Origin of the sequence: Brooklawnia propionicigenes, from assembly GCF_030297015.1 — a bacterium.
In the GTDB taxonomy this organism is placed as follows: domain Bacteria; phylum Actinomycetota; class Actinomycetes; order Propionibacteriales; family Propionibacteriaceae; genus Brooklawnia; species Brooklawnia propionicigenes.
On the sequence record NZ_AP028056.1, the window covers coordinates 308,295 to 334,262 of the forward strand.

Genomic DNA, 25,968 nt, shown 5'->3' on the forward strand with positions numbered 1-25,968 from the left:
CGTGCCCAGACGCGCCCAACTGGGCCGTCGGGCAGTGGCCTAAACGCGGGCCGTGGAACCGTCCGACGAGTTCCCGACCGGTTGCACGAGATCCGAACGCAGAATACCGGCCAGCGCCTGAGCCCAGTGCTCCTGAGCGTTCAATGCCGGCACCAGCGTGAACTCGGCGCCGCCGGCCGACGTGAAGGTCTTGGCGAGCTTCGAACCGATGTCGTAGACCGTCTCCAGACAATCCACGGCGAACCCCGGGCAGACCACCAGCACCCGCTGGGCACCGTCGCGCGCCCATGCGACGCATTCGGTCTCCAGCGCCGGTTCGAGCCATTTCATCGGCTTGATCGCCGACTGGAAGGTCACCCGGAGCTTGTCGTCGGGTACGCCCACGGCTTTGGCCAGCAGGTGGGCGGTGGAGCGGCACTGCTGCTCGTAGTCCATGCCGGTGCGGGCACCGCGCACCTGATGGCTCACCGGGATCGAATGGAACGAGATGACCATCAGGTCGTAGTCGTCGGTGAAGTACGGCCGCACGCTGGTGGCCAGCGAGTCGATATAGCCGGGGTGATCGTAGTAGGGACGCAGCAGCCGCAGCCGGGCTTGCGGGCAGCGGGCGCTCACCTGCTCGATCGCGTACTCGGCCGCACTGGTGTAGCTGGAGTAGGTCTCATGGGGAAACATCGGAGCCACCACGATCTGATCGGCGCCGGCCAGCTGATCGACGACATCATCGATCCCGGGATGCCCGTACCTCATGAACGGCACCACCGGATGCCCCAGTTCGGTGCTCAGCCGCACCGCCAGGGCTTCGCTGTGCACGGCCAGGGGCGAGCGTCCGCCTGCCTGCGCGAAAAGATCCCGGTAGCGGGCCGCGGAACCGCCCACCCGTCCAGGAACGATGATCTTGTCCACCAGTACCCGGCGGACCGCGTCGGGCATGCCCATCATGTACGGATCATTGAGGAACTCCGACAGGTACTCCTTCACTGCGGTCTTGTCGGGGCTGTCGGGAGTACCGGTGTTGACGAGCAGCGTTACAGTGCCGGGCACGTGGGCCTCCTCAGGTCGTGAGAGTCGCTCTTGATCGAAGGGACACTGCCGTAGAAGCGGCCGAGTACCTCGGTACGGCAGCCCTCGAAGTCGCCGGACACCAGGGCTGCGCGGATGGTGTCGACCAGCCGCACGGTGAATCGTTCATTGTGGATGGTGGCCAAGGTGGCGGCCAGCATCTCCTTGGCCTTGAACAGATGATGCAGATAGGCGCGGGTGTAGTGGGTGCACGTGTAACAGTCGCAACCGTCCTCGAGCGGGACGAAGGCGCGCCGGTTGGCCGCGGTGGTGACGTTGTAGCGGCCGTCCGCGGTGTAGATGGCGGCGTTTCGGGCGACCCGGCTCGGGTTGACGCAGTCGAAGGTGTCGATTCCCGCGGCGATCGCGGCGAAGAAATCGTCCGGTTCGCTGATGCCGAGCAGATGCCGCGGCTTGTCCTCCGGCAGCTCCGAGGTGCACCAGGAGACGATCTCACCGAGCCGCTGCTTTTCCAGTGCACCGCCGATACCGTAGCCGTCGAAGTGCTGACCATCGGCCTCGGTCGCCAGCAGCCCGCGGCAAGCCTGCCTGCGCAGGTCTTCGTATTGCGCACCCTGCACCACACCGAACAGCGCCTGATACGGACGATGGGCGCGCTGCGCGGTCAGTTCGCGCTGGGCCACCAGGCACCGTTGAGCCCAGGCCTGGGTCCGCTGTACCGAGGTTTCCTGGTACCCGCGGGTGTTCAGCAAAGTGGTCAACTCGTCGAACGCGAAGATGATGTCTGCCCCGAGTTGATGCTGCACCGTCATGCTGATCTCGGGGGTGAAGCGATGCCGGTCGCCGTTGATCGGTGAATTGAACCAGACACCGTCATCGTCCACATGGGCCTGGCGCTGCTTGCCTTCGGCGATCACTTCGTCGTTCTGCAGGCCGGTGACGTCCATGGCCAGCACTTTCTTGAAGCCCGCTCCCAGACTCATCACCTGGAAGCCACCGGAATCGGTGAAGGTGGGCCCGGGCCAGTTCATGAATGCCCCGACGCCGCCGGCCTCGTCGACGATATCGCTGCCGGGCTGCAGATAGAGGTGGAAGGCATTGGCCAGCACGGCCTGGCCGCCCAATTGGGCGATCTGTTCGGGCAGCACGGCCTTCACGTTGGCTTTGGTGCCGACCACGATGAACGCCGGGGTTTCGATCTGGCCATGGGGAGTCCGGATGACGCCGGCGCGTCCCAGGCCGTTGGGCAGTCTGGCATCTACCCGGAAACCGAAGTCGTCGGGACTTGGTGGCTCACTTGTCATCGGTCTGAATTGTCTTTCCCAGGTACGCGGCTTCGGCTTCTTCGGGGCTGATCTCGCCGCTGCGAATCCGCAGCTTCAGGCTTCTCTTCTCTCGCCGCGAGCAGATGAGCTCGCTGACCACGTACATGATTACCATCGGCAGCGAAAGCGCGAGCATCGAGAACGGATCACCCGAGGGTGTCGCCACCGCCCCGAACACGAAACAGACGAAGATCGCGATCGTGCGCGCCTTCCTGAGCTGCCAGCTCTTCAGCATGCCCAACATGTTGAGCATGACCAGGATGACCGGCAACAAGAAGCTGATCCCGAAGACCAGAAGCATGCGCATTTCGAGCGAGAGGAAGTCGTTGAGGTCCTGCAGGTTGGCCACTCCGGCCTGCGCGACGGTGAAGCCCAGCATGAACTCGAACGCCTTCGGCAGCGTCAGGTAGCCGACGACCACACCGGCCAGGAAGAGCGGGATCGCCGACAACAAGAAGAGCTGGGCGACGCGCTTCTCGTTGTTCAGCAGGCCGGGAACGATGAACGCCCACAGCTGATACAACCAGACGGGGCAGGCGGCGATGATCGCAGCCAGGCCCGCCGCCTTCAGGGCCAGCAGCATCGGCGAGGCAACACCGGAGTTCACCACCTGGATCATCGCGTCGGGGTTCTTGGCACTCACCCGGTCCGCCGCGATCTGGTACGGACGCAGGATCAACTCGACGATCGGAGCGTAGAAGATGAAGGCGACGATGAACAAGACCACGATCGCCACCATCGAGACGATCAGACGGTAGCGGATCTCGCGGAGATGGTCCCAGATGCTCATCGCCCCGTTCTCATCGAACTGGGGTGGCTTGAGCCACGCAAACCTCCCCCCGGGCTTGCCGCTGGTGCTGGTATCGGTCGACATCGACCCCACTTACCGCTGGTCGGCCGGTGGCTGCTGGTTCTGCGGGGCCTGCTGCGGATCGTAGACCGGCTGCGACTGCGAGGGGTAGGGCTGCGCCTGCGGAGCCTGCTGCGGGAACTGCGGCTGGGGCTGGGCGGGATCGTAGGCCTGCGGAGGCTGCGGTGCCGGCTGCACGTAGGGCTGCTGCACCTGCGGGGCGGGTTGTTGGGGCGCGGCGGTGATCTGGGGCTGCTGGGCCGCAGCGGAATCCTCTTTCTTGAGATCGCGGGTTTCTTCCTTGAACTCGCGAATGGCTTTGCCGGACGCCTTTCCGAGCCCTGCCAGCCGGGTCCCTCCGAACAGCAGCAAGACCACGATCAAGATGATGATCAATTCCGGCCAACCGATAGAACCCATGACTTCCTCCAGCTTTCGCAACGCGCGTGGCTTCCATGCTATGCGCACGGGCACGCCAGGCCCGAACTCTTCCGGGTGTCGGCTGTTGGTGTAGCGGCGCTGCCGGATCAGGCAGTCAACCGAAAAGCGTCTCGGTACGTTCGATCGCTTCCCGCGCCGCCGCGGCTGCCGCCGAGCCGACTCCTTCGGGCGACCTCACCCGCGCCTGGTCACCCAGCCGCAACAGCAGACTGTCGAGCCAGGCCGGATCGGCCACGGCGAAGCGGACGGTCGCGCTGCCATCCGGATGGTTCTGGATCTCGCGTGCGGGATAGTAGTCGACCACCCAGGTTGCGCTCGCCGCCAACTCCAAGGTGACTTCCCCATTCGACTGATCGAACCATCCTTCGGGAAGTTCCGGTGCCGAGCCGTGCTTGTCGGCGCTCTGCCCGGTCAACGCGACATCGGCGATACGGTCGAGCCGGTAGGTGCGCCAGTCCTGGCGTTCCAGGCTCCAGGCCTGCAGATAGGCGATCGAGTCGCGCATCTGGATCTCGGCGGGGTCCACCTCCGGATAGCTGGTGACCCCGCGGGCCGCTCCGTCATAGGTGAGCCGCACCCGCTGCCGCCGATCGATGGCCGACGCCAGCGTCTCACGAATGCGCTCGTCCCCGGTGCTCACCGAGAGCCACACCAGGTCCTGTTGACCGGTGGCCTCGGACAGCTTCCTGGCGGCGCTGCGGGCCGCCTCCCGGACCGGGCCGGTGGTCATCTCGGCGACTGCTTGCAGAGCCACCAGCAGGGCGACCGCTTCGTCGGGGGTGAAGCGCATCGGCCGGGACAGGTAGTCGGCGTTGCTGAGGTGGATGACGCCTTCGCTCTCCGCGGCGTCCATGTCGATCTCGATGAGATCGTCGGGCAGGCCACCCGGCAGTCCGCACATCCACAGCACGTTCAGATCGGCAAGCAGCTGCCTTCGGGTGATGCCGTAGTCAGCGGCTACCTCGGCCACACCGATACCCGGATGGGCCTGCAGATAGGGAACCATGGCCAGCAACCGGGCCACCTGCTCTTGGGATGTCATGGCTGCTCCCCCACGGCCCGCAGCGGCGTGTCGGCGTGCGCGGCCACCACCTCACGCAGCTGGTCGAGCACCCCAGCGCGCAGTCCGGCGGGTTCCAGCACGATCACGTCGGCTCCGTGACTGGCGATCTCGGCGACCGCATTTGCCGCGTTGAGTTGCAGACGATAGGCCTCGAAGCCGGCTGGCAGCTCGATGGACGACGCCACCTGCTCGGCCCTGCGGCGCAGGGCCGGGGCGCGTTCGGTGCGGATGGCCAGCACCACCTCGAGGTCGGATTTCGGAATCAGAGCGTCGACGTGGCCGCTGAGCGCGGCATCGTCGGGCGGCACGAATGCACCAGGGCGTCCGATTGTCGATACCGTTCCGCTGATCCGGGACAGCTTGAACATGCGAGGGGCCTGTCTGTCGCAGTCGAAAGCCAGCAGATAGGTGCTGTTGTTGCGCAGCACCAGCCGCCACGGCTGCACCGTACGCCGCTGGCCCGACTTGTAGTCGAACTGCGCGGTCTGCCGGTCGATCATGGCTTGCCACAGGGGGTCGAAGGCAGCCTCCCGGGCGCTCAGCCGGGGAGCCAGTGCCCGCAATCGGCTCGGATCCGGGTCGACGCCGGCGGCGCGCAGCTTGGCCAGCGCGTGACTGGTCTGATCGGCGACGCTGGCCTGCTGCCAGACTGTCGCGGCGAGCCCCAGCACCATGGCTTCCTCGCCGGTGAATTCGATGGGCGGCAGTTCGAAGTCGGTGCGCACGATCCGGTAGCCCGGCTCGTCGTCGAAGAAGCGTTCATCGCTGCCGGTCTCGACCGGAATGCCCATCGCACGCAGTTCGTCCTTGTCGCGTTCGAACGCACGGTTGAAGCTCTCGTCGCCCAGACCGCGGTAGCCTTCGACAGTCTCGCGGATCTTCTCGCGTGGGACGAATCGTCGCGAACTGAGCAACAGAATCGTCAGATTGACGAGTCTCTCGGTCTTGCGCGCAGCCACGTATCCACGCTAGCAGGCAGCTTTTCGATGCACTGTGATGGGCCACGTAAGCTACCACCCGTGACGACCGGACGCTTCGCTCCCAGCCCCACGTCCGATCTGCATCTGGGCAATCTGCGCACCGCTGTGCTGGCCTGGCTGCTGGCCCGCGACGATGCCGGTGCCTTCCTGTTGCGTATCGAGGATCTCGATCAGCAGCGGGTCGCGGCCGCCCCGCAGGTCGCGCAGCGTCAGCTGACCGATCTGGCAGCGCTGGGCATCGACTGGGATGGCGAGGTCGTGCGGCAATCACAGCGGCTGGACCTCTACCGGGATGCTGCGGCCGGTCTGGAGACCTACGAGTGCTATTGCACGCGCCGCGAAATCGCCGAGGCTTCCCAGGCCCCGCACGGTTCGTACCGCCCTTATCCGGGAACCTGCGCGCATCTGACCCGGTCCGAGCGAGCCGCCCGACGGGCAGTGCGGCCGGCAGCCATCAGGGTGCGCGCCCACGGCGCAGCCATGACCGTGCATGACCTGCATGCCGGCGAGGTGAGCGGTGAGGTCGACGATTTCGTCCTCTTCCGCGCCGACGGCACCCCGGCCTACAACCTTGCCGTGGTGGTCGACGATGGCCTGCAGGGCGTCACCCAGGTCTGCCGGGGCGCGGACCTTCTCGATTCAGCACCCCGTCAGGCGTGGCTGGCGCGCGAGCTCGGTTTCGTTCCGCCGAGTTACGCCCATGTCGGGCTGGCGGTGAATCGGGTCGGCGAACGGCTGGCCAAGCGCGACGGGGCGGTCACGTTGAGCGAGCTGGAGTCTTCGGGGTTGTCCGGTCGGCAGGTTTTCGAGACGATCTGCCGCTCGGCCGGACTGCCGGCAGCCGGCTCGGCCCCGGAACTGCTGGACGCGGTCCGGGGCCGGGACTGGTGGACGATCGAAGCGATCTGGCGGCCCTGGGTCGTGGACGCTCGGGCGATCATCGACCGCCGCTGAGCCGTCCCGGGGTCTAGCTGTACGCCTGGGTGAACAGCAGGTCGACCACGCAGGCAACCGAGGTATTCGGCGCGATGGACGGCGTCCGGTTGCCGGTGGGGTAGGCGACCGAGCCGGGCAGTGTCACCAGGACTCGGCTGCCGACCTGCTGGCCGACCAGGGCATTGAACAGCGCCTGGTGCACCGCAGCACTGGCCGCATCGGTGACCGACGCGCTGCCGTAGTCGTTGTAGTACTCGGTGCCGTCCCAGGTGACGCAGACTGCGTGTGAGGTGAGCGCGTCGGTCGCCTGCAATGCCGCGCCACTGCCCTGGATGAGCGGCTGGACGCCGACCTCGGTGGGTTCGGCGAGCCCGGCGGGAATGCTGATCTGGGGGACGCCATCGGCTGTCTCGGTGACGACCGGCAGACCATCGGGCGGTGTCACGGTCGAACCCACCGGGCCGGCAAGTTCGCTGTCCAGAATGTCGACGACGAACAGCAGTGTGTCTCCGGGATCGACGCCGATACTGGCCTGCCCGTTGGGATCGTAGGCCTCGGAACTGGTGATTGCGATCGCCAGGCGGCTGCCCACGCGTTGACCGACGATGCCCTTGGCGAAGCCGGTAATCACTCCGGACAGCTGGAAGGTCGTTGGGGCTCCCGAGATCCAGGAGGAGTCGAACACCGAACCACTGCGGGCGTTGATGCCGACATAGTGCATGTTGACCGTCGCGGTCGCGCTGGGGACCTCCGTTCCGGTGCCTTGGATGACGACCTTCGTCATCGTCTCGTCGACCTTGAAGGGGTAGGGGGCGTTGACCGTCGGCTCGGTACCCCAGTCACCGGTCACATCGATACTGCTCAGATCGGTCAGCACGGTGGGATCGACCGTCGGCGTAGCACTCGGCGTCGCGCTCGCGGGCGTGTCGGACGGCGTCGGGCTCGGGCTGTCGTCGGTATCGCTGCCACCACAGGCTGCGAGGGTCAATACCAGAGCCAGGGCTCCGGCGATCGCACCCAGGCGCGCCGACCGGCGTTTGGGAGACTGGAATCTATGGTCATGCACCAGTGCAGATTACCCGACCTGCCTGATAACCAGCTCATCCCTGGTGGTCAATGACATCCAGCAGCGCACCCAGCTCGGCTTGCGTCAACTCGCGGGTTTGCCCGGACTGCAACTGTCCGAGTCGCACCGGGCCGATCGCGATGCGGGACAGTTGACGCACCGGATGCCCGACGGCGTCCATCATCCGGCGCACGATGCGGTTGCGTCCCGAATGCAGCGTGATCTGGACGAGGCTGCGCGAGGCGGCGCGCTGAACCAGCTTCAGCTTGTCGGCCTTGATCGGGCCGTCCTCCAAGGTGACGCCCTTCTCCAGGCGGCGCAGAGTCTTGTTGTCGAGCAGACCCTCGACCTCCACGAGGTAGGTCTTCGGCACCTCATGACTGGGATGGGCCAGCTGGTTGGCGAACTCACCGTCGTTGGTCAGGATCAGCAGACCGTCGGTGTCGGTGTCCAGACGCCCGACATGGAAGAGCCGCTGATGCCGGGGCACGTACTGCTGGAGGCTGGGCCGGCCCTGCGGATCGTCCATCGTCGAGATGACACCTCGCGGCTTGTTGAGCACGAGGTAGAGGTGGCGCCGGGGCGGCGGAATGCGGGAGCCGTCCACCCGGATGACATCCCGTTCCGGATCGACGCGGGTCCCCTGCTCGGTGATAACCCTGCCGTTGACCTCGACGCGTCCCTCGGCGATCAGCTCCTCGCTCGCCCGTCGGCTGGCTACGCCCGCTTGCGCGAGCGCCTTCTGCAGGCGCAGGCCTTCAGTTGGGTCGTCGGTCATCAGTCTTCTCCACGTTGTCGGGAATGATTGCCAGGGCTGACAATTCAGCGGCCAGGTCGGCAGCCTCAGGCAGATGCGGGGCTATCGGTGGCAGATCATCCAGACTAGCCAGCCCGAGCCGCTCAAGGAAATAGTCGGTCGTGCACAGCAACCCGGCGCCGGTGCTCTCGTCGCGGTCCTGCTCGGCGATCAGGCCTCGCGCGATCAGCGTGCGCACCACGCCGTCCACGTTGACCCCGCGCACGGCCGAGACCCGCGAACGGGCGACCGGCTGCGAGTAGGCGATCACCGCGAGCGTCTCCATGGACGCCTGGCTGAGCCTGTTCTGCAGGCCCTCGACGACCCAGCGGGAGATCAGATCGGCCTGCTCCGGACGCGTCGCGTACTGCCAGCCCCCTGCGACCTCACGCAGCTGGAAACCCCGCCCGGTGCGGTCATAGAAGTCCTTCAGATCCACCAGCGCCTCGGTGACGACGGACTCGGGCTGCCGCACGGTCTCAGCCAGCACGACGACGGGCAGCGGCTCGGTAGCCAGCAGCAGCAAAGCCTCCAGCTCGGGTTGTACGCCAGTGGCTGCTTCGGTGATCTCACTCATTCGGCTCTGGTGTCCTCTCCTGATTGTCCTGGACGGCGGGCAGATCGAACTCGTCGGAGATCTCGATCTCACCCGACTCCTGCCCGGTCCAGCGGATGGTGAGTTCACCCAGCGGGCTCAGCTGTTCGAAACTCACCTGGGCTTGGCGGAACAGTTCGAGGAGTGCCAGGAATCTCGCGACGCACTCCAGCCTGGTGGCGTCCTGCGTCAATGCGCGGAAGGTCAGCGTGCGCGCTGCGCGCATCCGCGCCGCGATGATGCCGGCCTGCGCAGCCACGCTGATCTGCGGTAGATGCAGCTGCGACAGCGGCATCTGCTGTTCGGCCTCACGGGTGAAGGCGCGCTCTGCGAGCTTCGCCAGCCGCGCGGGCCCGCCGGGGATGGTGACCTCCGGTAGCAGCCGGCGGAACTGGTCCTCCAGTCCCCCCGGACGCGACCGGACCAATGCCTCGGCGGCCATCCGGTCGGCGAACCAGGCGGAGATCTGCTTGTAGGCGCGGTATTGCAGGAGCCTGGCGAAAAGCAGGTCTCGTGCTTCGAGCACGGCCAGATCGTCCTGGTCCTCCACTTCGCCGCTGGGCAGCAGCCGGGCGGCCTTGAGATCGAGCAGCGTCGCCGCGACCACCAGGAAGGACGAGGTCTGCTCCAGGTCCCAGACCTCGCCTCCCACCTTGACATGCGCGATGAACTCGTCGGTGACCTGGCTGAGGGCGACCTCGGTGATGTCCAGCTGCCGGCGTCCGATCAGCTGAAGGAGCAGGTCGAACGGCCCCTCGAAGTTGGTCAGGCGGAGCAGGAATGAGCCGTCGGGTTCCGAGGCCGGCTGGGGGCTGGTCATTGCTGCAGCCGTTGCAGCGCAGCTGAGTCGTCACCGCCTGTTTGGAGCTCATCGGCCAGCATGCCGATGGCCACGCGGACCAGCCGCCCGCGGTCGACATTGATGCCGTACTCGGCCCGCAACCGCAACCGAATCTGCTCTAGGTTGAGCAGTTCTTCGGTGCTGACGTACACGGTGATCTTCTCATCGTGGCGGATCCGGCCGGTCGGACCGGCCGGCACTTTCATCGGTGGCGGCGAAGCGGACGCGGGGACGTCCGGCATGGGGGTCTCGGCCTGGCCGCGGAACAGCTCGTCCGCGCCCGGCAGACTCACCCGGCGTGGCATCGAACGAGCACCTCCCTCGCGAGCATCCGGTAGGCCTCGGCGCCGGGAGAGGTGGGCGCGTAGCTGGTGATCGGTTCACCTGCGACGGTGGTCTCGGGGAACTTCACGGTGCGGCGGATGACGGTATGGAAGACGCTGTCCCCGAAGGCCTCCAATACTCGCTGGAGCACCTCACGGCTGTGCAGCGTGCGGGAGTCGTACATGGTCGCGAGAATCCCGATCATCTCCAGATCGGGATTGAGCCTGTCGATGACCTTCGAGATCGTATCGGTCAGCAAGGCAACACCGCGCAACGCGAAGAACTCGCATTCGAGCGGAATGATGACCTTGTCGGAGGCGGTCAGCGCATTGACCGTCAGCAGACCCAGCGACGGCGCACAATCGATGAGGATGAAGTCGTAGCGGTCGCGTATCCGATCGAGCACCCGCTTCAGGCTTTGTTCCCGGGCGACTTCGCTGACCAACTGCACTTCGGCCGCCGACAGATCGATATTGGCCGGCAGCAGATCCATGCCTTCGGTCGCGGTGGACAGCACGATCTCGTCGAACGAGTACTCACGGCTGAGCAACAGGTTGTAGATCGACTGGTCGAGGTTGTGCGGGTTCACGCCGAGCCCCACCGACAGCGAACCCTGCGGATCGAAGTCGACCAGGAGAACGCGGCGTCCGGTTTCTGCCAGCGCGGCGCCCAGGTTGATGGTGCTCGTCGTCTTGCCGACGCCACCCTTCTGATTGGTCATCGAGATGATGATCGCGTGCTTGGGCCCGGGCTCCGGAGGCGTCGGCTCGGGCAGATCAGGCAGCGGACGCCCGGTCGGTCCGAGCTCAGATTCTGGTTCGACAGGCTCGACATCCTCGGAGGTCTCGACCTCGAACAGCCCATCGTCTGCCCGCGTTGATCGGTTGTTCATGCAGGTGCTCCTTACAGGCCGGGTGACGAGCCAAGATTAGTCGACATGTCCCCTCGGCCGGCCTCCCGGCCGCCGACTCGCCCGAATGGCGCCCAGAGTCTCGACAAGGGCTCCACAGTTGAGCCAGATGCTGGGTCGGTCTCTTCTTGAGTCACCCGGCAGGACGCCCATGCTCGATAAACCCGCGGTTTCCATTTTGTGTCCATTTCGTCATGGAGGGCGCGACTGATTTTTGCGTGGCCGTAACAAACGGGACCTAGCGTCCTGCGAAAAGACACAATCACGTGTGGCTTGCTCATACGCAAACGCAGGAGTCGCCCATGAATATCCAACGACGCCGGGTATCAACCCGCTCGGCAATCCTTCGCACGACCGCGGTCGCAGGGATCGCGGCGCTCGCGCTCTCGGCCTGTTCTGGTGGAGAGACCTCCGGGGGTTCCTCACCCACCGGCGCCGCCGGTGATCTGGACCTAAAGGTCGGCACCATCTTCCCCCAGACCGGCTCGCTGGCAACTCTCGGCCCGCCCGAGATCGCCGGCGTGGACCTGGCCGTCAAGGACATCAACGATGCGGCGCAGGGCTTGTCCGTCCAGGTCACCCACACGGACTCCGGCGATACGACAACCAACATCGCCACCCAGTCGGCGACTTCGCTGCTGTCCCAGGGAATGTCCGCGATCGTCGGAGCTGCGTCGTCCGGTGTCTCGATGACGATCATCGACCAGATCACCGGTGCGGGCGTTGTTCAGATCTCGCCGGCGAATACGTCGCCCGACTTCACGGACTACGACGACGACGGGTATTACTGGCGGACCGCGCCATCGGACGTCCTGCAGGGCCAGATCCTCGGAAACAAGATCCTGGAGGACGGCAAGACCAAGGTCGGCGTCCTGTACATGAACGACCCGTACGGCATTGGCCTGGCCCAGAACCTCGTCAAGACCCTCGAAGCCGGTGGGGCCACTGTTTCCTCGAACATCACCTACGATCCGTCGGCCTCCAACTTCACCTCGGAAGTCGGCCAGGTGCTCGCTCAGAGCCCCGATGCCGTCGCGGTGATCGGATTCGAGGAATCCAAGATCATCTTCTCCAACCTGGCGACCGAGGGTTTCGACTTCGCGAACCTGTACGGTACCGATGGCAACTACGGTCAGCTGGCGCCCGGTGATCAGCCCGACATCGCGGGTGCCCAGTTCACGAGCCCCGGCGTCAAGGCCACCGACGACTTCCAGGCCAGACTGCAGGAGCTCGTCGCTTCCCAGGGAGCAAGCCCGCTGAACGTCTTCAGCTATGCTGCGGAGGCCTACGACGCCACCGTCCTGACAGCGCTCGCAGCGCTGCAGGGTGGAGCTACCGATGGCCAGACCATCAGGGACAACCTGCAGTCGGTTTCGGAGGGTGGCACCAAGTGCACCACCTTCGGTGACTGCGCCGAGCTGCTGGCTTCCGGTACCGACATCGACTACGACGGGCTGTCCGGCCCGATCACCTTCGATGCGAACGGCGATGTGACCGAGGCAACCATCTCGATCTACAAGTACAGCGCCGGCAACGAGTCCGCCTGGGTTGACCAGGTGTCAGGCACCCTCAGCTGAGGTCTGCTGTCTCATTTCGATCACTCCGGGTTCCGGTTGAGGTGCGAGCCTCGCCGGGGCCCGGAGTGATTGTCTGTCCACGGACGAAACACCCTCACTGCCGCGCAGGCAGATCCGTGCCGCGTCAAGGACCACGCCGCCACGCCAAGGACCACAAAGACGCGGACCACAAAGACGCCCCCCGAACGGTCAGGAGACCGCGCAAGAGGGGCGTCCGAGGGGTCAATCCGACAGGGATCAACCAGACTTCTGAGAGTTAGCCGGCCTTGTGATCTGCAGCGAGAGTACCCAGGTAGAGCTGGATCACATTCGGGTCGTTGAGCAGTTCGTGCCCGGTGTTGACGTAAGCATCGCGCCCCATGTCGAGGACGTAGCCGCGATCACAGATCTGCAGGCATCGACGCGCGTTCTGCTCAACCATCATCACCGAGACGCCCGCGGCATTGATGCGGGCGACATTCAAGAAGGTCTCGTCCTGACGTACCGGGGAGAGCCCGGCCGACGGCTCGTCCAGCAGGAGCACGTGGGGATCCATCATCAGCGCCCTCGACATCGCCACCATCTGACGCTCCCCGCCGGACAGCGAGCCAGCGCGCTGGCCGAGCCGCTTCTTGAGTTCGGGGAACAGCGTGACAACGAAATCGAGGCGACTCGGGTACAGGCTCGGGTTCTGATAGCAGCCCATCTGGAGATTCTCGGCAATAGTGAGACTCTCGAAGACGTTCTCCGTCTGCGGAACGAAGCCGACTCCCTTGCTGACCAGCCGGTTGGCCCGCAGCCCGGTGATGTCTTTTCCGTTGAGTGTCACGAAGCCAGATCGGATCGTCACCAGCCCGAAGATGGCTTTGAGCAGGGTCGACTTGCCTGCGCCGTTGGGTCCGATGATCCCTACGAGCTCACCCTTGCCGACGTAGGCGTTCGTGCCGTTGAGAATGTTGACCTCGGGAACGTAGCCGGCGACCAGGTTCTCGACCTTCAGGACCGGCTGAGGAGTGGTGGTCACTGGGCGGATCCCCCTTCGGGCCGCGATGCGGCGTAGCTGGCGCGGATCTCCTTGACGACCTCTCCGAGGTCGCGATCCATGTTGGCGCCCAGATAGGCGTCCACAACGACCGGGTCCTTCATGACTTCGGTGGGCTTGCCCTCGGCGACGACACGACCCTCCGCCATCACCACCACCCAGTCTGCGATCGCCTGCACCATGTGCATGTCGTGCTCGACGAAGACGACCGTCATGCCCTGCTGCTTGAGGCGCACGATGTGCCCCAGCAGCGACTGTGTGAGGGCGGGGTTGACGCCCGCCATCGGTTCGTCGAGCATGACGAGTTGGGGGGCCGACATCAGCGCCCGAGCCATCTCGAGCAGCTTGCGCTGACCGCCGGACATCGACAGGGCGAGGTCGTCGCGCTTCTCGTAGAGCTTGAACTGCTTGAGCAGCTCCAGGGCGCGTTCCTCAATGCCGCGTTCCTGCGCCCTCCACAAGGGCGGGATGAGGCAGGCCCAGAAGCTTTCGCCGAGCTGGTCACGGGCGCCAAGCTTCATCGAGTCGATCACGCTGAGTCCGCCGAACGCCTTCGTGAGCTGGAATGTGCGGACCTCCCCTCGGCGCGCGATCTTCCACGCGGGGACCCCGGCCAGGTCGGTGCCGTCGAACTCCCAGCTTCCGCTGTCCGGCTTGTCGAAGCCGGTCAACAGGTTGAAGAAGGTGGTCTTGCCGGCGCCATTCGGTCCGATGAGTGCCGTGATGGCGTGGCGCGGGATCTCGACGTGCTCGACATCGACTGCCACCAGGCCACCGAAGGTCTTGCGCACGCTGTCGGCGATGAGAATCGGATCGACCTTCGCACATCCCGGCCCGATGTCACCCTTCCACAGCGGATCGGGTAGCGGGTAGGCGTCGGCGGCGGATTCCTCGATCGCGGTCTCATCCAGGGACGCGCGCTCAGCTGCAATATCGTCAGCCATTGAACAAAACCTCCGACTTGCGTCCGAAAATCCCCTGGGGGCGGAAGATGACGAGCAGCATGATCGCCAGACCAACCATCATGTAGCGAATCTGACCGGACTGCAGCGTGGTGATCGGCAGGACACCTGTTGAGACGCCCGCCGCGACAATGCCGTCGGTGAGTGCCAGCAGCGCCCAGAAGATCATCGCCCCGACGATCGGACCGAGGACTGTGGCGGCGCCACCGAGCAGCAGGATTGCCCACAAGAAGAATGTCGTCTGCGTTCCGTAGTTGTCCGGCTGCAGCGAGGTCGGCATGATCGCGAATATCGCGCCCACCCCGGCCAGCACTCCACCGATCACGAGCACCTGCATCTTGTAGGCGAATACGTTCTTGCCGAGCGCGCGTACCGCGTCCTCGTTCTCGCGGATGCCCGTCACGACCCGACCCCAAGGCGAGCGCATGATCTGCCAGACGAACAGTCCGGCCAGCACCACCACGGTCCAGGCGACCAGACGCACCCAGATTGCGTCCGAGTTGTAGCGGATCGTTCCCAGCGTCCACGAAAGGTCGTCCGGAAGCGGATTCATCGCGAAGAAGCTGGCGCCCGACCGGTTGATGCCGGTTGATCCCCCGGTCCAGGTACCCATTTCCGGCGATCGGACGACCAGCCGGACGATCTCAGCAGTACCGATGGTGACGATCGACAGGTAGTCGGCCCGCAGCCGCAGGGTCGGGACGCCGAGCAGGAGGGCCAGCAGCACGGAGCCGAGGACCGCAGCGAGGATACAGACCCAGAACGGCTGGTTGAAGGTGACGGCGCACATGGCGAAGGCATAGCCACCCACCGCCATGAAGCCGGCCTGGCCGAAGTTCAGCAACCCCGTGTAGCCGAAGTGAACCGCCAGGCCCAGTGCGGCCAGTGCGTAGGCTGCCGTCTGGGGTGTGATCAGTTCACTGAGCGCCACCCATAGGAAGTTCCAGTTCATCATCGTTCCTTCCTGGCCTCAGCCGACCCGTTGTGCCTTGCCTAGGATGCCGCTAGGTCTGATCAGCAGGATTGCGATCATGACGATCATCGCCGCGACGTTCTTCATCGAGGTTGGGATGATGAAGGTCGACAGTTCGACGAACAGGCTGAGGATGAGTGCGCCGACGAGGGCTCCGTAGGCCGATCCCAAACCACCCAGCGTTACGGCAGCGAAGATCAGGAGGAGGATCTGCGCACCACCCTGGAAGCTCAGGGTCTGGTAGAAGGCCACGAGCACGCCCGAGACGGCGGCAAGCGCGGCTCCACCCATCCACACCATGAGGATTACGCGTTCGACGGCGATGCCGGCAGTAGCAGCCAGCATCTTGTTGTCGGCGACTGCTCGAATCGACTTCCCCAAACGGGTTCGTTCAAGAATCAGAACCACGGCTGCCAACAGCACCAGGCACAGCACCGAACCCCAAAGGCCCCAGTAGCTCACCGGCACCCCGAACGGGGTGGCCACGGCGTCGAACGATTGCGGCATCACCAGGCGGTTCGGGCCGAAGATGAAGGCGTAGATATAGCGCAGCAACAGGGATAGGCCGATGGAGACAATCATGATCTGGATGAGACCCACACGCTTCTTGCGCAACGGATGCCAGATCGTCGCATTCTGCAGCCAGCCGAACCCGGCGCCGGCCATCAGCGCGAGCAGCATGGCCGCCCAACCGTTCATTCCCGCGGACGAGGTCATCGCGACGTAGGCGACGAAGCCACCGAAGCTGACCAATTCGCCGTGTGCGAAGTTGTTGAGCCCGGTCGTGCCGTAGATCAGTGAGACACCGATGGCCGCGAGCGCAAGTATGAGGCCGAAGATGACCCCGCGTACCACCTTGGTCGCGAGCTGGTGTCCGAAGGAGCCGGTGTCCTGGGTGGTCGCCTCGCCATTGCCGGTCCCAGATGTATCGGTGCCGCCCGGTGTGGGACTGGCTGATGCCGAGGATGCTGAGCTGGACGGACTGGATGCCGATGATCCCGTCGTTGCGTCCTCGCCGAGCTTCAACACCACGAACGAGGATCCGGATGAGATCTTGTTGAACTCCAGCGGCGCACTCGGAGCCGGAACTCCCTCGGGAAGGGTGGCAGGATCCACCGCGATCGTGTACAGGCCCGTTCCGGACACTTCGAGTTCGATACGACCGGCTGCGTCGGTCGTCCCCGAGGAATCCCCCGATGTGCCGCTCACCACGACGTCCACCCCTGGGACGGGCTGACCTTCATAAGTGACCGTCACCCGGATGGTGTCTGCGGCAGCGCGGGCAGGCGAAGCGGCAATGAGTCCACAGACCGCGAACACCAAGGCCGAAATGATGCTTAGGAATGCAATCCTATTGCGAACAGTTGGGGCCATGTTTGATCTCCCGGATATGGACAATCGACACCGGTTGGGTTTCCTCAGTCAGGGGTGTTAAAAGGCTCACCAACCACTGGAATGCTAGGAGCCATTCATCACAGGGGTGTTACGGTGCTCTTCCCGCCATGTTTCTTTCGACCAGCGTGGCCGCTTTCGGGGGCTGGTCAAAGTGCCGGCGACGGCCCGGATGTGCTCGGCGGTCCGATCAGATACCGACTGCGGTGCCGAAAAGGTGCCCCACCCCGAAGGTGACAGCCATGGTCAGCAGCCCCATACCGATGTTGCGCAGTAACGCCGGCCCCGCCGGTGCGCCGCCCAGCCGGGCACTGACCCAGCCGGTCACGGCGAGCGCGATGACGACCGCGGCCACGCAGATCCACTCCGCGTGACTGACGGGCAGCACGATCGCGATGAGGGGGATCATCGCGCCGAGGCTGAAGGCGGTCAGCGACGAGATGGCCGCGGCCCACGGATTGGTGAGGTCGTCGGGGTCGATCCCGAGCTCGGCATCGGCATGGGCCTGGAGAGCGTTATGGGCGGTCAGGTCCTTGGCCACCAACGCTGCCACATCGGGAGAGACGCCTCTGTCGATGTAGATATCGGTGAGTTCTTGGAGCTCCGCGGCGGGCATGGTGTTCAGTTCCTGCTGCTCTTTGGCCAGCAGCGCACGTTCTGTGTCGCGCTGCGTGCTCACCGACACGTATTCGCCACCCGCCATTGAGAACGCCCCGGCGACCAACGCCGCGATGCCTGCCGTCGCGATCGCCAATGGCTGGCTGGTGGCGCCGGCAACACCGATGACCACCCCTGCGGTGGAGACGATTCCGTCATTGGCGCCGAGGACTCCGGCGCGCAGCCAGTTGAGTCGCTGGTCGACCGAGCCGATGTGCTGCTCACCTGAATGCGGGTGACGTGCCCGAGGGCGTGCCATGCGGTCCTCCTCTGCTTGCCAGTGTTAGAGCTCCCTGTGCAATTATGCCCCGCATGTGCCCGGGTCGGCCTCGTCAGGTCAATCCCGGACATCGCGCGCTTGTTCCCCAGGAGGTAGCCGGTGACGCCGACTGCCTCGGCCGGGCGGCACCGAGACCTGCTGTTGTGACGAACCGGCCCATCACAAGCAGCTCAGGTGAAGGTATTACTGTGGGCGACAGAAGGTCCCAACAGGTCCGGTCGGCGTGGTGCCCCTCGGAGCGCCCCTCTGATCGGCAGAAGGAGTCGAGATAGTGGCACGCACGAGTGGGACGAGTAGCGACTCGGCCGACAACACTGACACCAGCCGCCCCGCGGTGAAAGAAGGGGGCATCAGGGTCTCGGACATCCTTGCGGGCGGGCTGGCATCGGCGATCGCTGCGGTGGTGGGCGGCACCTTGGGCGCGGTCGGCAGCGTGGTGAGCGCCTTCGTGGTGAGTATCGTCGCCGGCATCACACTGCCACTGTTGCGACGTCCCCTCCGTACCGGCGAGGAAAAGCTCCACCACTTGGCTGCGAACGGGCATGGTACTGCGGCGCAATCGTCGAAGGACGCGACACATGCCAAAGGCGAGAGCAACGCAAAGGGTCAGCGCACGAAGGCTGATAGCGCAACCCGCCGGCACCGCATTCACGTCGCCGTGGTTACCACGCTGATCGCGTTCGTGCTGGCCTTCGGGGTCATCTTCGCCATCCAAGCATTCTTCGGGCACTCGCTGTCGACCGGCACAGGTCAGCTGCAGCAGCAAGTATCGCGCAGTGATCCAACAGACGACAGCACCGATGACAGCTTGCCGACGACATCCCAGCTGCCGTCAGCCTCGTCCCCCGCGGCGACGCAGACCTCGTCCCCCCGCCCGGCGGGCACCGCAACCACCCGCACGACGAACCCCGCCACGACCAGCACGACCACCGAGGCATCCGCCCCGCCCACCTCTGCTCAGGCACCGGCTTCAGCTCAGGCCGAAGACACCTCGCGCCAGCAGGGTCCGACCTCGAATACGACTGGCGGCTGATGACTACGACATAAGGGGCTCTTCACAATCGAGGGTGTAGGCGGGGTCTGAATCCTCCGGTTTCGAGTAGTGATCGGGCTATGTAGTGGGTGAGGTTCTGGAAGCCGAGGGCGGAGCCGCGGAGGTGTTCCAGTCTGCCATTGATCGCTTCGGTGGGCCCGTTCGAGGTGTGGGGTCGGTCGAAGTAGGCCAGGATGTCGGCGGATCGCTTCTTGAGGGTTCGACCGAGGGTGATGACTTCTTGCAGGGCCCGGGGAACCCGGGCACTGATGGTCGCGATGAGTTTGTCCATTCGGGTGCGGCCGGTGGCGGGTTCGGGTTCGCGGTAGGCGGCGATCATCTCCTGGTACACGCCCCAGGTGGCTTCGAGTTCGACGTGATCATCGCCGGTGAATAGCGCGTTCAGCCGCGCGTGTTGCTTGGTGGTGAGTAGTTCGACGCCGGTGTGTAGGGTGCGGCGGGCTCGGTACAGCGGGTCGCTCGCGCGGCCTCGGTGGCCGTGCAGCGTGTGCTGGATCCGTCGGCGGCATCCATCTAAAGCGTCCCCGGCCAGCCGCACGACGTGGAAGGGATCCATGACGGTGGCGGCGTCGGGTAACTCCTCGACGGTGGCGGTCTTGAAGCCGGTGAAGCCGTCCATCGCGACCACGTCCCGACTTGGGCCAATTTAGTGCGCATCTGAGTTTTTGATCTTGGTGAGGGTGTCGGCTTCGTCTGCGGGGATGGGCTGGCTCGCGGTGATGGTCTGACCGGCGACCGAGAGGGTGACGTCGCGGTATTGACGGAAGGTACGCACGAAGCGTTTGATGGTCCAGCCGGTGGCTTGTTCGATGTGGTGGCTGACCGCCAGCGCAGCGAACACGACCGCCAGGTGAGCATCGATCGACTCTTTCTTGTGGTGGTAGACCGGGCGGGCTTTCAAATCGCTCTTGGACATCCGGAACGCGTGTTCGACATGCCACAACTGGTGATACGCCCCGATCACGAACTCGGCCGGCTTGTCCAGGTTCGTCACATACGACTTCCACCCGGCCAGCGTCCGGACTTTGGTCTCCAGTTCCCGGTTGATCGACGGACGTGCCCCGGACAAGGTGATGAACCGGTTGCGTTTCACCGGGGCCTTCCCCGCGACCGCGTTCGCGGCTTTCGCGAGTTGCTGATCGACACCATGCAGGGTACGGCGGGCACGGGCGGCCCGGTACTGGAAATACACCATCCGATGCCGGGTATCAGCTTTCACGCCATGCACCAGCTTCTGCGACACCACGAGCTGATCGGGCGGCTCAGCGTCCGGATGGTGTTTGCGCCACTGGCTGATCGCATACGGGATCTCCGGGATCTTCCCTCCCACGATGAACGACCAGCCGGCATCCTCGATATCTTTCAGGTTCTGCTCACTCATCATCCCGGCATCAGCGACCACGACCACATCAGCGATCCCGTGAGCCTCCACGAACCCCCGGATCAACGGGATCATCGTCTTGGTCTCGGCGCGGTTGCCTTCGAACGCTTCGATCATCAACGGGGCGCCAGTGGCATCGGTCAACAACCCGACAGTAATCTGTGGCTCCAGGCGGCGTTCCTTCGAAAATCCTGGCTCACGGAACCCGTCACCGGTATCGGTTTCGAACCATAGCGTCGTCACATCATATAAAACCAGGGCCGCGGGACCCAGATCAGACCTCGCGGAAACAGCCCCTGACAAGCGGCGACGAAACGCGGGCTCGGCGAAGGTAGGGAGCCTTCGCTTCACCGTGCGATACGACATCGACCCGACACCGGCCTCAGCCAGAACCCGGGCAGCGTCTTGTTTCGATGAGGGTTCGATGATCCGCGCGGTCACCAAATGCTCGAAAACCAGATCGCCGCCACTCGCCTTATCCAAACCCAGCCAGCGATAGACCTGGGCGATCGCGTCGAGCAACAGGCCCATCCTCATCCCCACCACCTGAATCCGGGGCCCATCATCCACCGGCTGGTCCAGCGGCAGCGGGTCCTGCCCCGCAGCGATCCGCTGCACCGCGGACGCTTTCAACATCTCGACCTCGGCCGGGCTATGCGCCGAACCCACATGCTCGATATCTCGTGACCCACGCACCGACTTCCACACGATCTGAACAGCCGTCGCCCCCGACCCGGTGATCACCGTCCGCACATACGCCACACTGATAGCTTCACAACCCCCCAATTAGTGCGCAACCCCAAACACGACACACCTAGCCAATCCCATGATCAACATCGAAACCGGGAATCGTGGCCCAAGTCAGGGTACAGCGGGTCGCTCGCGCGGCCTCGGTGGCCGTGCAGCGTGTGCTGGATCCGTCGGCGGCATCCATCTAAAGCGTCCCCGGCCAGCCGCACGACGTGGAAGGGATCCATGACGGTGGCGGCGTCGGGTAACTCCTCGACGGTGGCGGTCTTGAAGCCGGTGAAGCCGTCCATCGCGACCACGTCGACGGCGTCGCGCCAGGCCTTGGGCCGGTCGGCGAGCCAGGTCTTGAACACCTGTTTGGAGCGGCCCTCAATCATGTCCAACAACCGTGCCGAGCCGGTGTCTTGCCTGACCGGAGTCAGATCGATGATCACGGTGACATATTTGTCGCCGCGTCGGGTATGGCGCCACACGTGCTCGTCGACACCCACAGTGGTGACACCGTCGAACCGGTGTGGGTCGGCGATCAGCACGCGGTGGCCTTCGGCCAGCACAGCGTCGTTGGCGGTGTTCCACGACACCTGCAAGCCCTCGGCGACCCGGGCCATCGACAGGTGCTGACACACGATCGCTTCCAACGCCCACCGCAGGCCGGCCCTCGACAGCTTTGCTCGCGGCTCGGCCGCCGCGGTGGTGTCTTGACGCCACACATGCCCACACCCGACACACCGATAACGACGGACCCTGACATACAAGATCGTGGGTCGCCACCCCAACGGCAGATGCGCGAGCTTACGGATCACCGTGTCCCGCACCATGCCCTGGCAGCCGCATCGCCGGCACCAGTCATCTGGTGCGATGACCCGGCAGGCCAAGACCGCGCGATCCGGTTCGACCTGCTGCCCAGTGACTTCCAATCCGAGCCCATCGAGACGGCAGAACATGGTCAGATCAGGCACAGCGAAGGTAGCGTGAGACATGTCGAGGTCTTCCAGACGGGCGGTGTGAGAGCTCCCATCATCGGAAGACCTCGACCCCTATCCCGGGACCGCCACGCCGAACACGCTCACCCTGGACCTACACCCTCGATTGTGAAGAGCCACATAAGGCGAGTCCCTGGAATGGGACGGACTCCCTGGAATGGGACGGACTCCCCGGAATGGGACGGACTCCCCGGAATGGGACGGACTCCCCGGAATGGGACGGACTCCCTGGAAAGGGATGACAGCCCCCAGAGAGCACAAAAGAGAGCACAAAAAACTCCCCTTGAAGACCGAAGTCCTCAAGGGGAGTTTTGTTTGTCCGGCAGCGTCCTAGTCTCCCACAGGCTCCCGCCTGCAGTACAATCGGCGCTGAAAGGCTTAACTTCCGGGTTCGGAATGGAACCGGGTGTTTCCCTTTCGCTATGGCCACCGAAACTCTATGAAAATATCGGGAGAACACCCCCGCACGGGGGGGTTCGTCGACCGTATTTTCAGATACTCCACAGTGGACGCGTAACATCTTTGTAGAAGAAACAAGCCCTCGGTCTATTAGTATCGGTCAGCTCCATGCATTACTGCACTTCCACGTCCGACCTATCAACCCGGTGGTCTACCGGGGACCTTACCACCTTAACGGTGAGGGAACCCTCATCTTGAAGCGTGCTTCCCACTTAGATGCTTTCAGCGGTTATCACTTCCCAACGTAGCCAACCAGCCGTGCTCTTGGCAGAACAACTGGCACACCAGAGGTTAGTCCGTCCCGGTCCTCTCGTACTAAGGACAGCTCTTCTCAAGATTCCTACGCGCGCAGCGGATAGGGACCGAACTGTCTCACGACGTTCTGAACCCAGCTCGCGTGCCGCTTTAATGGGCGAACAGCCCAACCCTTGGGACCGACTCCAGCCCCAGGATGCGACGAGCCGACATCGAGGTGCCAAACCATGCCGTCGCTGTGAGCGCTCGGGCAAGATCAGCCTGTTATCCCCGGGGTACCTTTTATCCGTTGAGTTACGGCGCTTCCACCTGCCACCGTAAGATCACTAATCCCGACTTTCGTCCCTGCTCGACATGTCTGTCTCACAGTCAAGCTCCCTTGTGCATTTACACTCAACACCTGATTGCCAACCAGGCTGAGGGAACCTTTGGGCGCCTCCGTTACCTTTTAGGAGGCGACCGCCCCAGTCAAACTACCCATCAGGCACTGTCCCTGAACCGGATAACGGTCCAAAGTTAGATAACCAGAACGACCAGAGTGGTATTTCAACGATGACTCCACAACCACTGGCGTGACTGCTTCAACGTCTCCCACCTATCCTACACAAGTCGTCCCGATCACCAATACCAAACTATAGTAAAGGTCCCGGGGTCTTTCCGTCCTGCTGCGCGTAACGAGCATCTTTACTCGTAATGCAATTTCGCCGAGTTCGTGGTGGAGACAGTGCCCAAATCGTTACTCCATTCGTGCAGGTCGGAACTTACCCGACAAGGAATTTCGCTACCTTAGGATGGTTATAGTTACCACCGCCGTTTACTGGGGCTTAAGTTCTGCGCTTCGCAAAAGCTAACACTTCCCCTTAACCTTCCAGCACCGGGCAGGAGTCAGTCCGTATACATCGTCTTACAACTTAGCACGGACCTGTGTTTTTGGTAAACAGTCGCTTGGGCGTGGTCTCTGCGACCCTCAGGGCTTGCACCCCTCCGGTCCCCCTTATCCCGAAGTTACGGGGGTATTTTGCCGAGTTCCTTCACCACGATTCTCTCGATCGCCTTGGTATTCTCTACCTATCCACCTGTGTCGGTTTAGGGTACGGGCGGCTCACAACTCGCTCACGAAGATTTTCTAGGCAGCATAGGATCACCGAATTCGACCATACGGTCTATGCGTCATGCTTCAGGAACACGCCAGACGGATTTACCTACCTGACTCCCTACACACTTACCCCGGGACAACCATCGCCCGGTACGGCTACCTTCCTGCGTCCCTCCGCAGCTTGTCTACTACAAGTTCGGGTCACAGACTCAACACCCCACAAACCCGAAGGCCTGACAGAATGTCTCGCGTGTTTAGCATCACTCGCCTCAACAGGGACGTCGCTCCGCCGGTACGGGAATATCAACCCGTTGTCCATCGACTACGCCTGTCGGCCTCGCCTTAGGTCCCGACTTACCCAGGGCAGATTAGCTTGACCCTGGAACCCTTGGATATTCGGCGGACGGGTTTCTCACCCGTCATTCGCTACTCATGCCTGCATTCTCACTCGAGTGCACTCCACGACTGGGTCACCCCGCCGCTTCCTCGCACACCCGACGCTCCCCTACCCATCCACACACCTGAACCCCACAAAAGGGACTAGGCACCATGTGAATGCCACAGCTTCGGCGGATAACTTGAGCCCCGCTAAATTGTCGGCGCAGAATCACTTGACCAGTGAGCTATTACGCACTCTTTCAAGGATGGCTGCTTCCAAGCCAACCTCCTGGTTGTCACCGCAACTCCACATCCTTTTCCACTTAGTTACCGCTTAGGGGCCTTAGCTGATGATCTGGGCTGTTTCCCTCTCGACTACGAACCTTATCGCCCGCAGTCTCACTGCCGCGCTCTCACTTACCGGCATTCGGAGTTTGGCTGATTTCGGTAAGCTGATAGGCCCCCTAGACCATCCAGTGCTCTACCTCCGGTAAGAAACACGCGACGCTGCACCTATATGCATTTCGGGGAGAACCAGCTATCACGGTGTTTGATTGGCCTTTCACCCCTATCCACAGCTCATCCGCCAGGTTTTCAACCCTGGTCGGTTCGGGCCTCCACGACGTCTTACCGTCGCTTCACCCTGGCCATGGATAGATCACACCGCTTCGGGTCTAGAGCATGCGACTCAACCGCCCTATTCGGACTTGCTTTCGCTACGGCTACCCCACACGGGTTAACCTCGCCACACACCACTAACTCGCAGGCTCATTCTTCAAAAGGCACGCCGTCACCCCACAGGGCTCCGACGGATTGTATGCAATCGGTTTCAGGTACTATTTCACTCCCCTCCCGGGGTACTTTTCACCTTTCCCTCACGGTACTAGTCCGCTATCGGTCACCAAGGAGTATTTAGGCTTAGCGGGTGGTCCCGCCAGATTCATGCGGAATTTCAGGAGTTCCGCATTACTTGGGATCTCGTCCGAGAGTGGCTGAATTACGTCTACAGGGGTTTCACCTTCTATGCCGCAACTTCCCAGAATGCTTCCACTTCCCCAGCCATTTATCACTCCCCGACCACATGACAGTATGATCAAGACGATCCCACAACCCCACACATGCAACACCTGTCAGCTATCACACACACATGGTTTGGCCTCATCCGCGTTCGCTCGCCACTACTAACGGAATCACTATTGTTTTCTCTTCCTGTGGGTACTAAGATGTTTCACTTCCCCACGTTCCCTCCAACTGCCCTATACATTCAGGCAGAGGTCGCCGGACATAACTCCGGTACCTTCAAGGTTTCCCTATTCGGAAATCCCCGGATCACAGTTTGGTTACCAACTCCCCGAGGCTTATCGCAAGTTCCTACGTCCTTCATCGGCTCTTGGTGCCTAGGCATCCACCGATTGCACTTAGTAGCTTGTTTACTCACTACAAAGATGCTCGCGTCCACTGTGAAGTTCTCAAAATACGGGCGAGCCACCAACCCACAACCAACCCACAGGCCAGCCACAAATCAGCGTCCGCAGAAGAATCGCCACCCACAGGCAACCGACCCCTCAGACACCCAACAGCGCGCCCAGGCCATCCCAAC

General features: G+C 63.5%; 20 protein-coding genes, 2 rRNA genes and 3 pseudogenes. 3 read left to right on the top strand and 22 right to left on the bottom strand.

Annotated elements, in window-relative coordinates; translation table 11 throughout:
• Positions 1-39: 39 nt before the first annotated feature.
• The 6 genes and pseudogenes from hemH to QUE25_RS01475 all read right to left on the bottom strand — a co-directional run bounded on the left by hemH (position 40) and on the right by QUE25_RS01475 (position 5,661).
• Entirely contained in the window at positions 40-1,044 is a 1,005-nt protein-coding gene (hemH, locus tag QUE25_RS01450) for a ferrochelatase (protein ID WP_286266888.1), read from the bottom strand.
• A complete protein-coding gene (tgt, locus tag QUE25_RS01455; protein ID WP_286266890.1) occupies positions 1,029-2,327 on the bottom strand; it encodes a tRNA guanosine(34) transglycosylase Tgt in 1,299 nt (432 codons plus the stop codon). The genes hemH and tgt overlap by 16 nt, the downstream gene beginning before the upstream one ends.
• Positions 2,317-3,222 carry a twin-arginine translocase subunit TatC gene (gene tatC, locus QUE25_RS01460; RefSeq protein WP_286266893.1) on the bottom strand — a complete coding sequence of 302 codons (906 nt, stop codon included), beginning with the start codon at positions 3,220-3,222 and terminating at the stop codon, positions 2,317-2,319. The genes tgt and tatC overlap by 11 nt, the downstream gene beginning before the upstream one ends.
• 228 nt (positions 3,223-3,450) lie before the next feature.
• Positions 3,451-3,618 (bottom strand): annotated as a pseudogene (tatA, locus tag QUE25_RS14780) (twin-arginine translocase TatA/TatE family subunit); the annotation flags it as partial.
• A 115-nt stretch (positions 3,619-3,733) separates the two neighbouring features.
• Positions 3,734-4,681, bottom strand: coding sequence for a helix-turn-helix transcriptional regulator (locus tag QUE25_RS01470; protein ID WP_286266897.1), 948 nt, complete (start codon positions 4,679-4,681; stop codon positions 3,734-3,736).
• A complete protein-coding gene (locus QUE25_RS01475; RefSeq protein ID WP_286266899.1) occupies positions 4,678-5,661 on the bottom strand; it encodes a helix-turn-helix transcriptional regulator in 984 nt (327 codons plus the stop codon). Before QUE25_RS01475 ends, QUE25_RS01470 begins: the two co-directional genes overlap by 4 nt.
• Positions 5,662-5,721: 60 nt before the next feature.
• Between QUE25_RS01475 and gluQRS the strand changes: the two genes are divergently transcribed.
• Positions 5,722-6,636 (top strand): tRNA glutamyl-Q(34) synthetase GluQRS, encoded by a 915-nt coding sequence (gene gluQRS / locus QUE25_RS01480; protein WP_286266901.1) that lies wholly within the window; start codon positions 5,722-5,724, stop codon positions 6,634-6,636.
• 13 nt (positions 6,637-6,649) lie between these two features.
• Here the strand turns inward: gluQRS and QUE25_RS01485 are convergent, their stop codons facing one another.
• The 6 genes from QUE25_RS01485 to QUE25_RS01510 are packed head-to-tail and all read right to left on the bottom strand — an operon-like array spanning position 6,650 to position 11,132.
• Positions 6,650-7,684, bottom strand: coding sequence for an FKBP-type peptidyl-prolyl cis-trans isomerase (locus QUE25_RS01485; RefSeq protein WP_286266903.1), 1,035 nt, complete (start codon positions 7,682-7,684; stop codon positions 6,650-6,652).
• 34 nt (positions 7,685-7,718) lie between these two features.
• On the bottom strand, positions 7,719-8,462 hold the full coding sequence (locus QUE25_RS01490) for a pseudouridine synthase (RefSeq protein WP_286266905.1): 744 nt from the start codon (positions 8,460-8,462) through the stop codon (positions 7,719-7,721).
• A complete protein-coding gene (gene scpB / locus QUE25_RS01495; RefSeq protein WP_286266906.1) occupies positions 8,443-9,057 on the bottom strand; it encodes an SMC-Scp complex subunit ScpB in 615 nt (204 codons plus the stop codon). Before scpB ends, QUE25_RS01490 begins: the two co-directional genes overlap by 20 nt.
• Positions 9,050-9,895, bottom strand: coding sequence for a segregation and condensation protein A (locus QUE25_RS01500; RefSeq protein WP_286266907.1), 846 nt, complete (start codon positions 9,893-9,895; stop codon positions 9,050-9,052). The genes scpB and QUE25_RS01500 overlap by 8 nt, the downstream gene beginning before the upstream one ends.
• Positions 9,892-10,221 carry a hypothetical protein gene (locus QUE25_RS01505; protein WP_286266908.1) on the bottom strand — a complete coding sequence of 110 codons (330 nt, stop codon included), beginning with the start codon at positions 10,219-10,221 and terminating at the stop codon, positions 9,892-9,894. The genes QUE25_RS01500 and QUE25_RS01505 overlap by 4 nt, the downstream gene beginning before the upstream one ends.
• On the bottom strand, positions 10,206-11,132 hold the full coding sequence (locus tag QUE25_RS01510) for a ParA family protein (RefSeq protein WP_286266910.1): 927 nt from the start codon (positions 11,130-11,132) through the stop codon (positions 10,206-10,208). The genes QUE25_RS01505 and QUE25_RS01510 overlap by 16 nt, the downstream gene beginning before the upstream one ends.
• A 320-nt stretch (positions 11,133-11,452) precedes the next feature.
• Here QUE25_RS01510 and QUE25_RS01515 point away from each other — a divergent pair, with 320 nt between their 5' ends.
• Complete coding sequence (locus QUE25_RS01515) at positions 11,453-12,727, top strand: ABC transporter substrate-binding protein (RefSeq protein ID WP_286266911.1); 1,275 nt, start codon at positions 11,453-11,455, stop codon at positions 12,725-12,727.
• Positions 12,728-12,983: 256 nt separating this feature from the next.
• On the opposite strand, the gene QUE25_RS01520 is transcribed toward QUE25_RS01515, so the two are convergent.
• The 5 genes from QUE25_RS01520 to QUE25_RS01540 form a co-directional block, all read right to left on the bottom strand.
• Positions 12,984-13,730 carry an ABC transporter ATP-binding protein gene (locus QUE25_RS01520; RefSeq protein ID WP_286266913.1) on the bottom strand — a complete coding sequence of 249 codons (747 nt, stop codon included), beginning with the start codon at positions 13,728-13,730 and terminating at the stop codon, positions 12,984-12,986.
• Positions 13,727-14,692, bottom strand: a complete 966-nt coding sequence (locus QUE25_RS01525; protein ID WP_286266915.1) for an ABC transporter ATP-binding protein — start codon at positions 14,690-14,692, stop codon at positions 13,727-13,729. Before QUE25_RS01525 ends, QUE25_RS01520 begins: the two co-directional genes overlap by 4 nt.
• Positions 14,685-15,662: a branched-chain amino acid ABC transporter permease gene (locus tag QUE25_RS01530; protein ID WP_286266918.1), complete on the bottom strand. Its 978-nt coding sequence runs from the start codon at positions 15,660-15,662 to the stop codon at positions 14,685-14,687. Before QUE25_RS01530 ends, QUE25_RS01525 begins: the two co-directional genes overlap by 8 nt.
• An 18-nt stretch (positions 15,663-15,680) precedes the next feature.
• The gene (locus tag QUE25_RS01535) at positions 15,681-17,057 is read right to left on the bottom strand and encodes an ABC transporter permease subunit (RefSeq protein ID WP_286266920.1); all 1,377 of its coding nucleotides are present in this window, start codon (positions 17,055-17,057) and stop codon (positions 15,681-15,683) included.
• 208 nt (positions 17,058-17,265) lie between these two features.
• Positions 17,266-17,991, bottom strand: a complete 726-nt coding sequence (locus QUE25_RS01540; RefSeq protein ID WP_286266922.1) for a VIT1/CCC1 transporter family protein — start codon at positions 17,989-17,991, stop codon at positions 17,266-17,268.
• Positions 17,992-18,283: 292 nt separating this feature from the next.
• Between QUE25_RS01540 and QUE25_RS01545 the strand changes: the two genes are divergently transcribed.
• Positions 18,284-19,045, top strand: a complete 762-nt coding sequence (locus tag QUE25_RS01545; protein ID WP_286266924.1) for a hypothetical protein — start codon at positions 18,284-18,286, stop codon at positions 19,043-19,045.
• Positions 19,046-19,067: 22 nt separating this feature from the next.
• Here the strand turns inward: QUE25_RS01545 and QUE25_RS01550 are convergent.
• The 5 genes and pseudogenes from QUE25_RS01550 to QUE25_RS01570 all read right to left on the bottom strand — a co-directional run.
• Positions 19,068-19,697 (bottom strand): annotated as a pseudogene (locus QUE25_RS01550) (ISL3 family transposase); the annotation flags it as partial.
• A gap of 15 nt (positions 19,698-19,712) precedes the next feature.
• Positions 19,713-21,209: an IS1634 family transposase gene (locus QUE25_RS01555; RefSeq protein WP_425332726.1), complete on the bottom strand. Its 1,497-nt coding sequence runs from the start codon at positions 21,207-21,209 to the stop codon at positions 19,713-19,715.
• Positions 21,210-21,313: 104 nt separating this feature from the next.
• Positions 21,314-22,177 (bottom strand): annotated as a pseudogene (locus tag QUE25_RS01560) (ISL3 family transposase); the annotation flags it as partial.
• Positions 22,178-22,497: 320 nt separating this feature from the next.
• Positions 22,498-22,614 (bottom strand): 5S ribosomal RNA (gene rrf / locus QUE25_RS01565).
• Positions 22,615-22,709: 95 nt separating this feature from the next.
• Positions 22,710-25,800, bottom strand: a 23S ribosomal RNA gene (locus QUE25_RS01570).
• Positions 25,801-25,968 lie beyond the last annotated feature (168 nt).

Coding starts and splice junctions, on each gene's coding strand:
- tgt (WP_286266890.1), bottom strand. CDS start 2,327: ATGACAAGTGAGCCACCAAGTCCCGACGACTTCGGTTTCCGGGTAGAT.
- tatC (WP_286266893.1), bottom strand. CDS start 3,222: ATGTCGACCGATACCAGCACCAGCGGCAAGCCCGGGGGGAGGTTTGCG.
- QUE25_RS01470 (WP_286266897.1), bottom strand. CDS start 4,681: ATGACATCCCAAGAGCAGGTGGCCCGGTTGCTGGCCATGGTTCCCTAT.
- QUE25_RS01490 (WP_286266905.1), bottom strand. CDS start 8,462: ATGACCGACGACCCAACTGAAGGCCTGCGCCTGCAGAAGGCGCTCGCG.
- scpB (WP_286266906.1), bottom strand. CDS start 9,057: ATGAGTGAGATCACCGAAGCAGCCACTGGCGTACAACCCGAGCTGGAG.
- QUE25_RS01500 (WP_286266907.1), bottom strand. CDS start 9,895: ATGACCAGCCCCCAGCCGGCCTCGGAACCCGACGGCTCATTCCTGCTC.
- QUE25_RS01505 (WP_286266908.1), bottom strand. CDS start 10,221: ATGCCACGCCGGGTGAGTCTGCCGGGCGCGGACGAGCTGTTCCGCGGC.
- QUE25_RS01510 (WP_286266910.1), bottom strand. CDS start 11,132: ATGAACAACCGATCAACGCGGGCAGACGATGGGCTGTTCGAGGTCGAG.
- QUE25_RS01515 (WP_286266911.1), top strand. CDS start 11,453: ATGAATATCCAACGACGCCGGGTATCAACCCGCTCGGCAATCCTTCGC.
- QUE25_RS01525 (WP_286266915.1), bottom strand. CDS start 14,692: ATGGCTGACGATATTGCAGCTGAGCGCGCGTCCCTGGATGAGACCGCG.
- QUE25_RS01530 (WP_286266918.1), bottom strand. CDS start 15,662: ATGAACTGGAACTTCCTATGGGTGGCGCTCAGTGAACTGATCACACCC.
- QUE25_RS01535 (WP_286266920.1), bottom strand. CDS start 17,057: ATGGCCCCAACTGTTCGCAATAGGATTGCATTCCTAAGCATCATTTCG.
- QUE25_RS01540 (WP_286266922.1), bottom strand. CDS start 17,991: ATGGCACGCCCTCGGGCACGTCACCCGCATTCAGGTGAGCAGCACATC.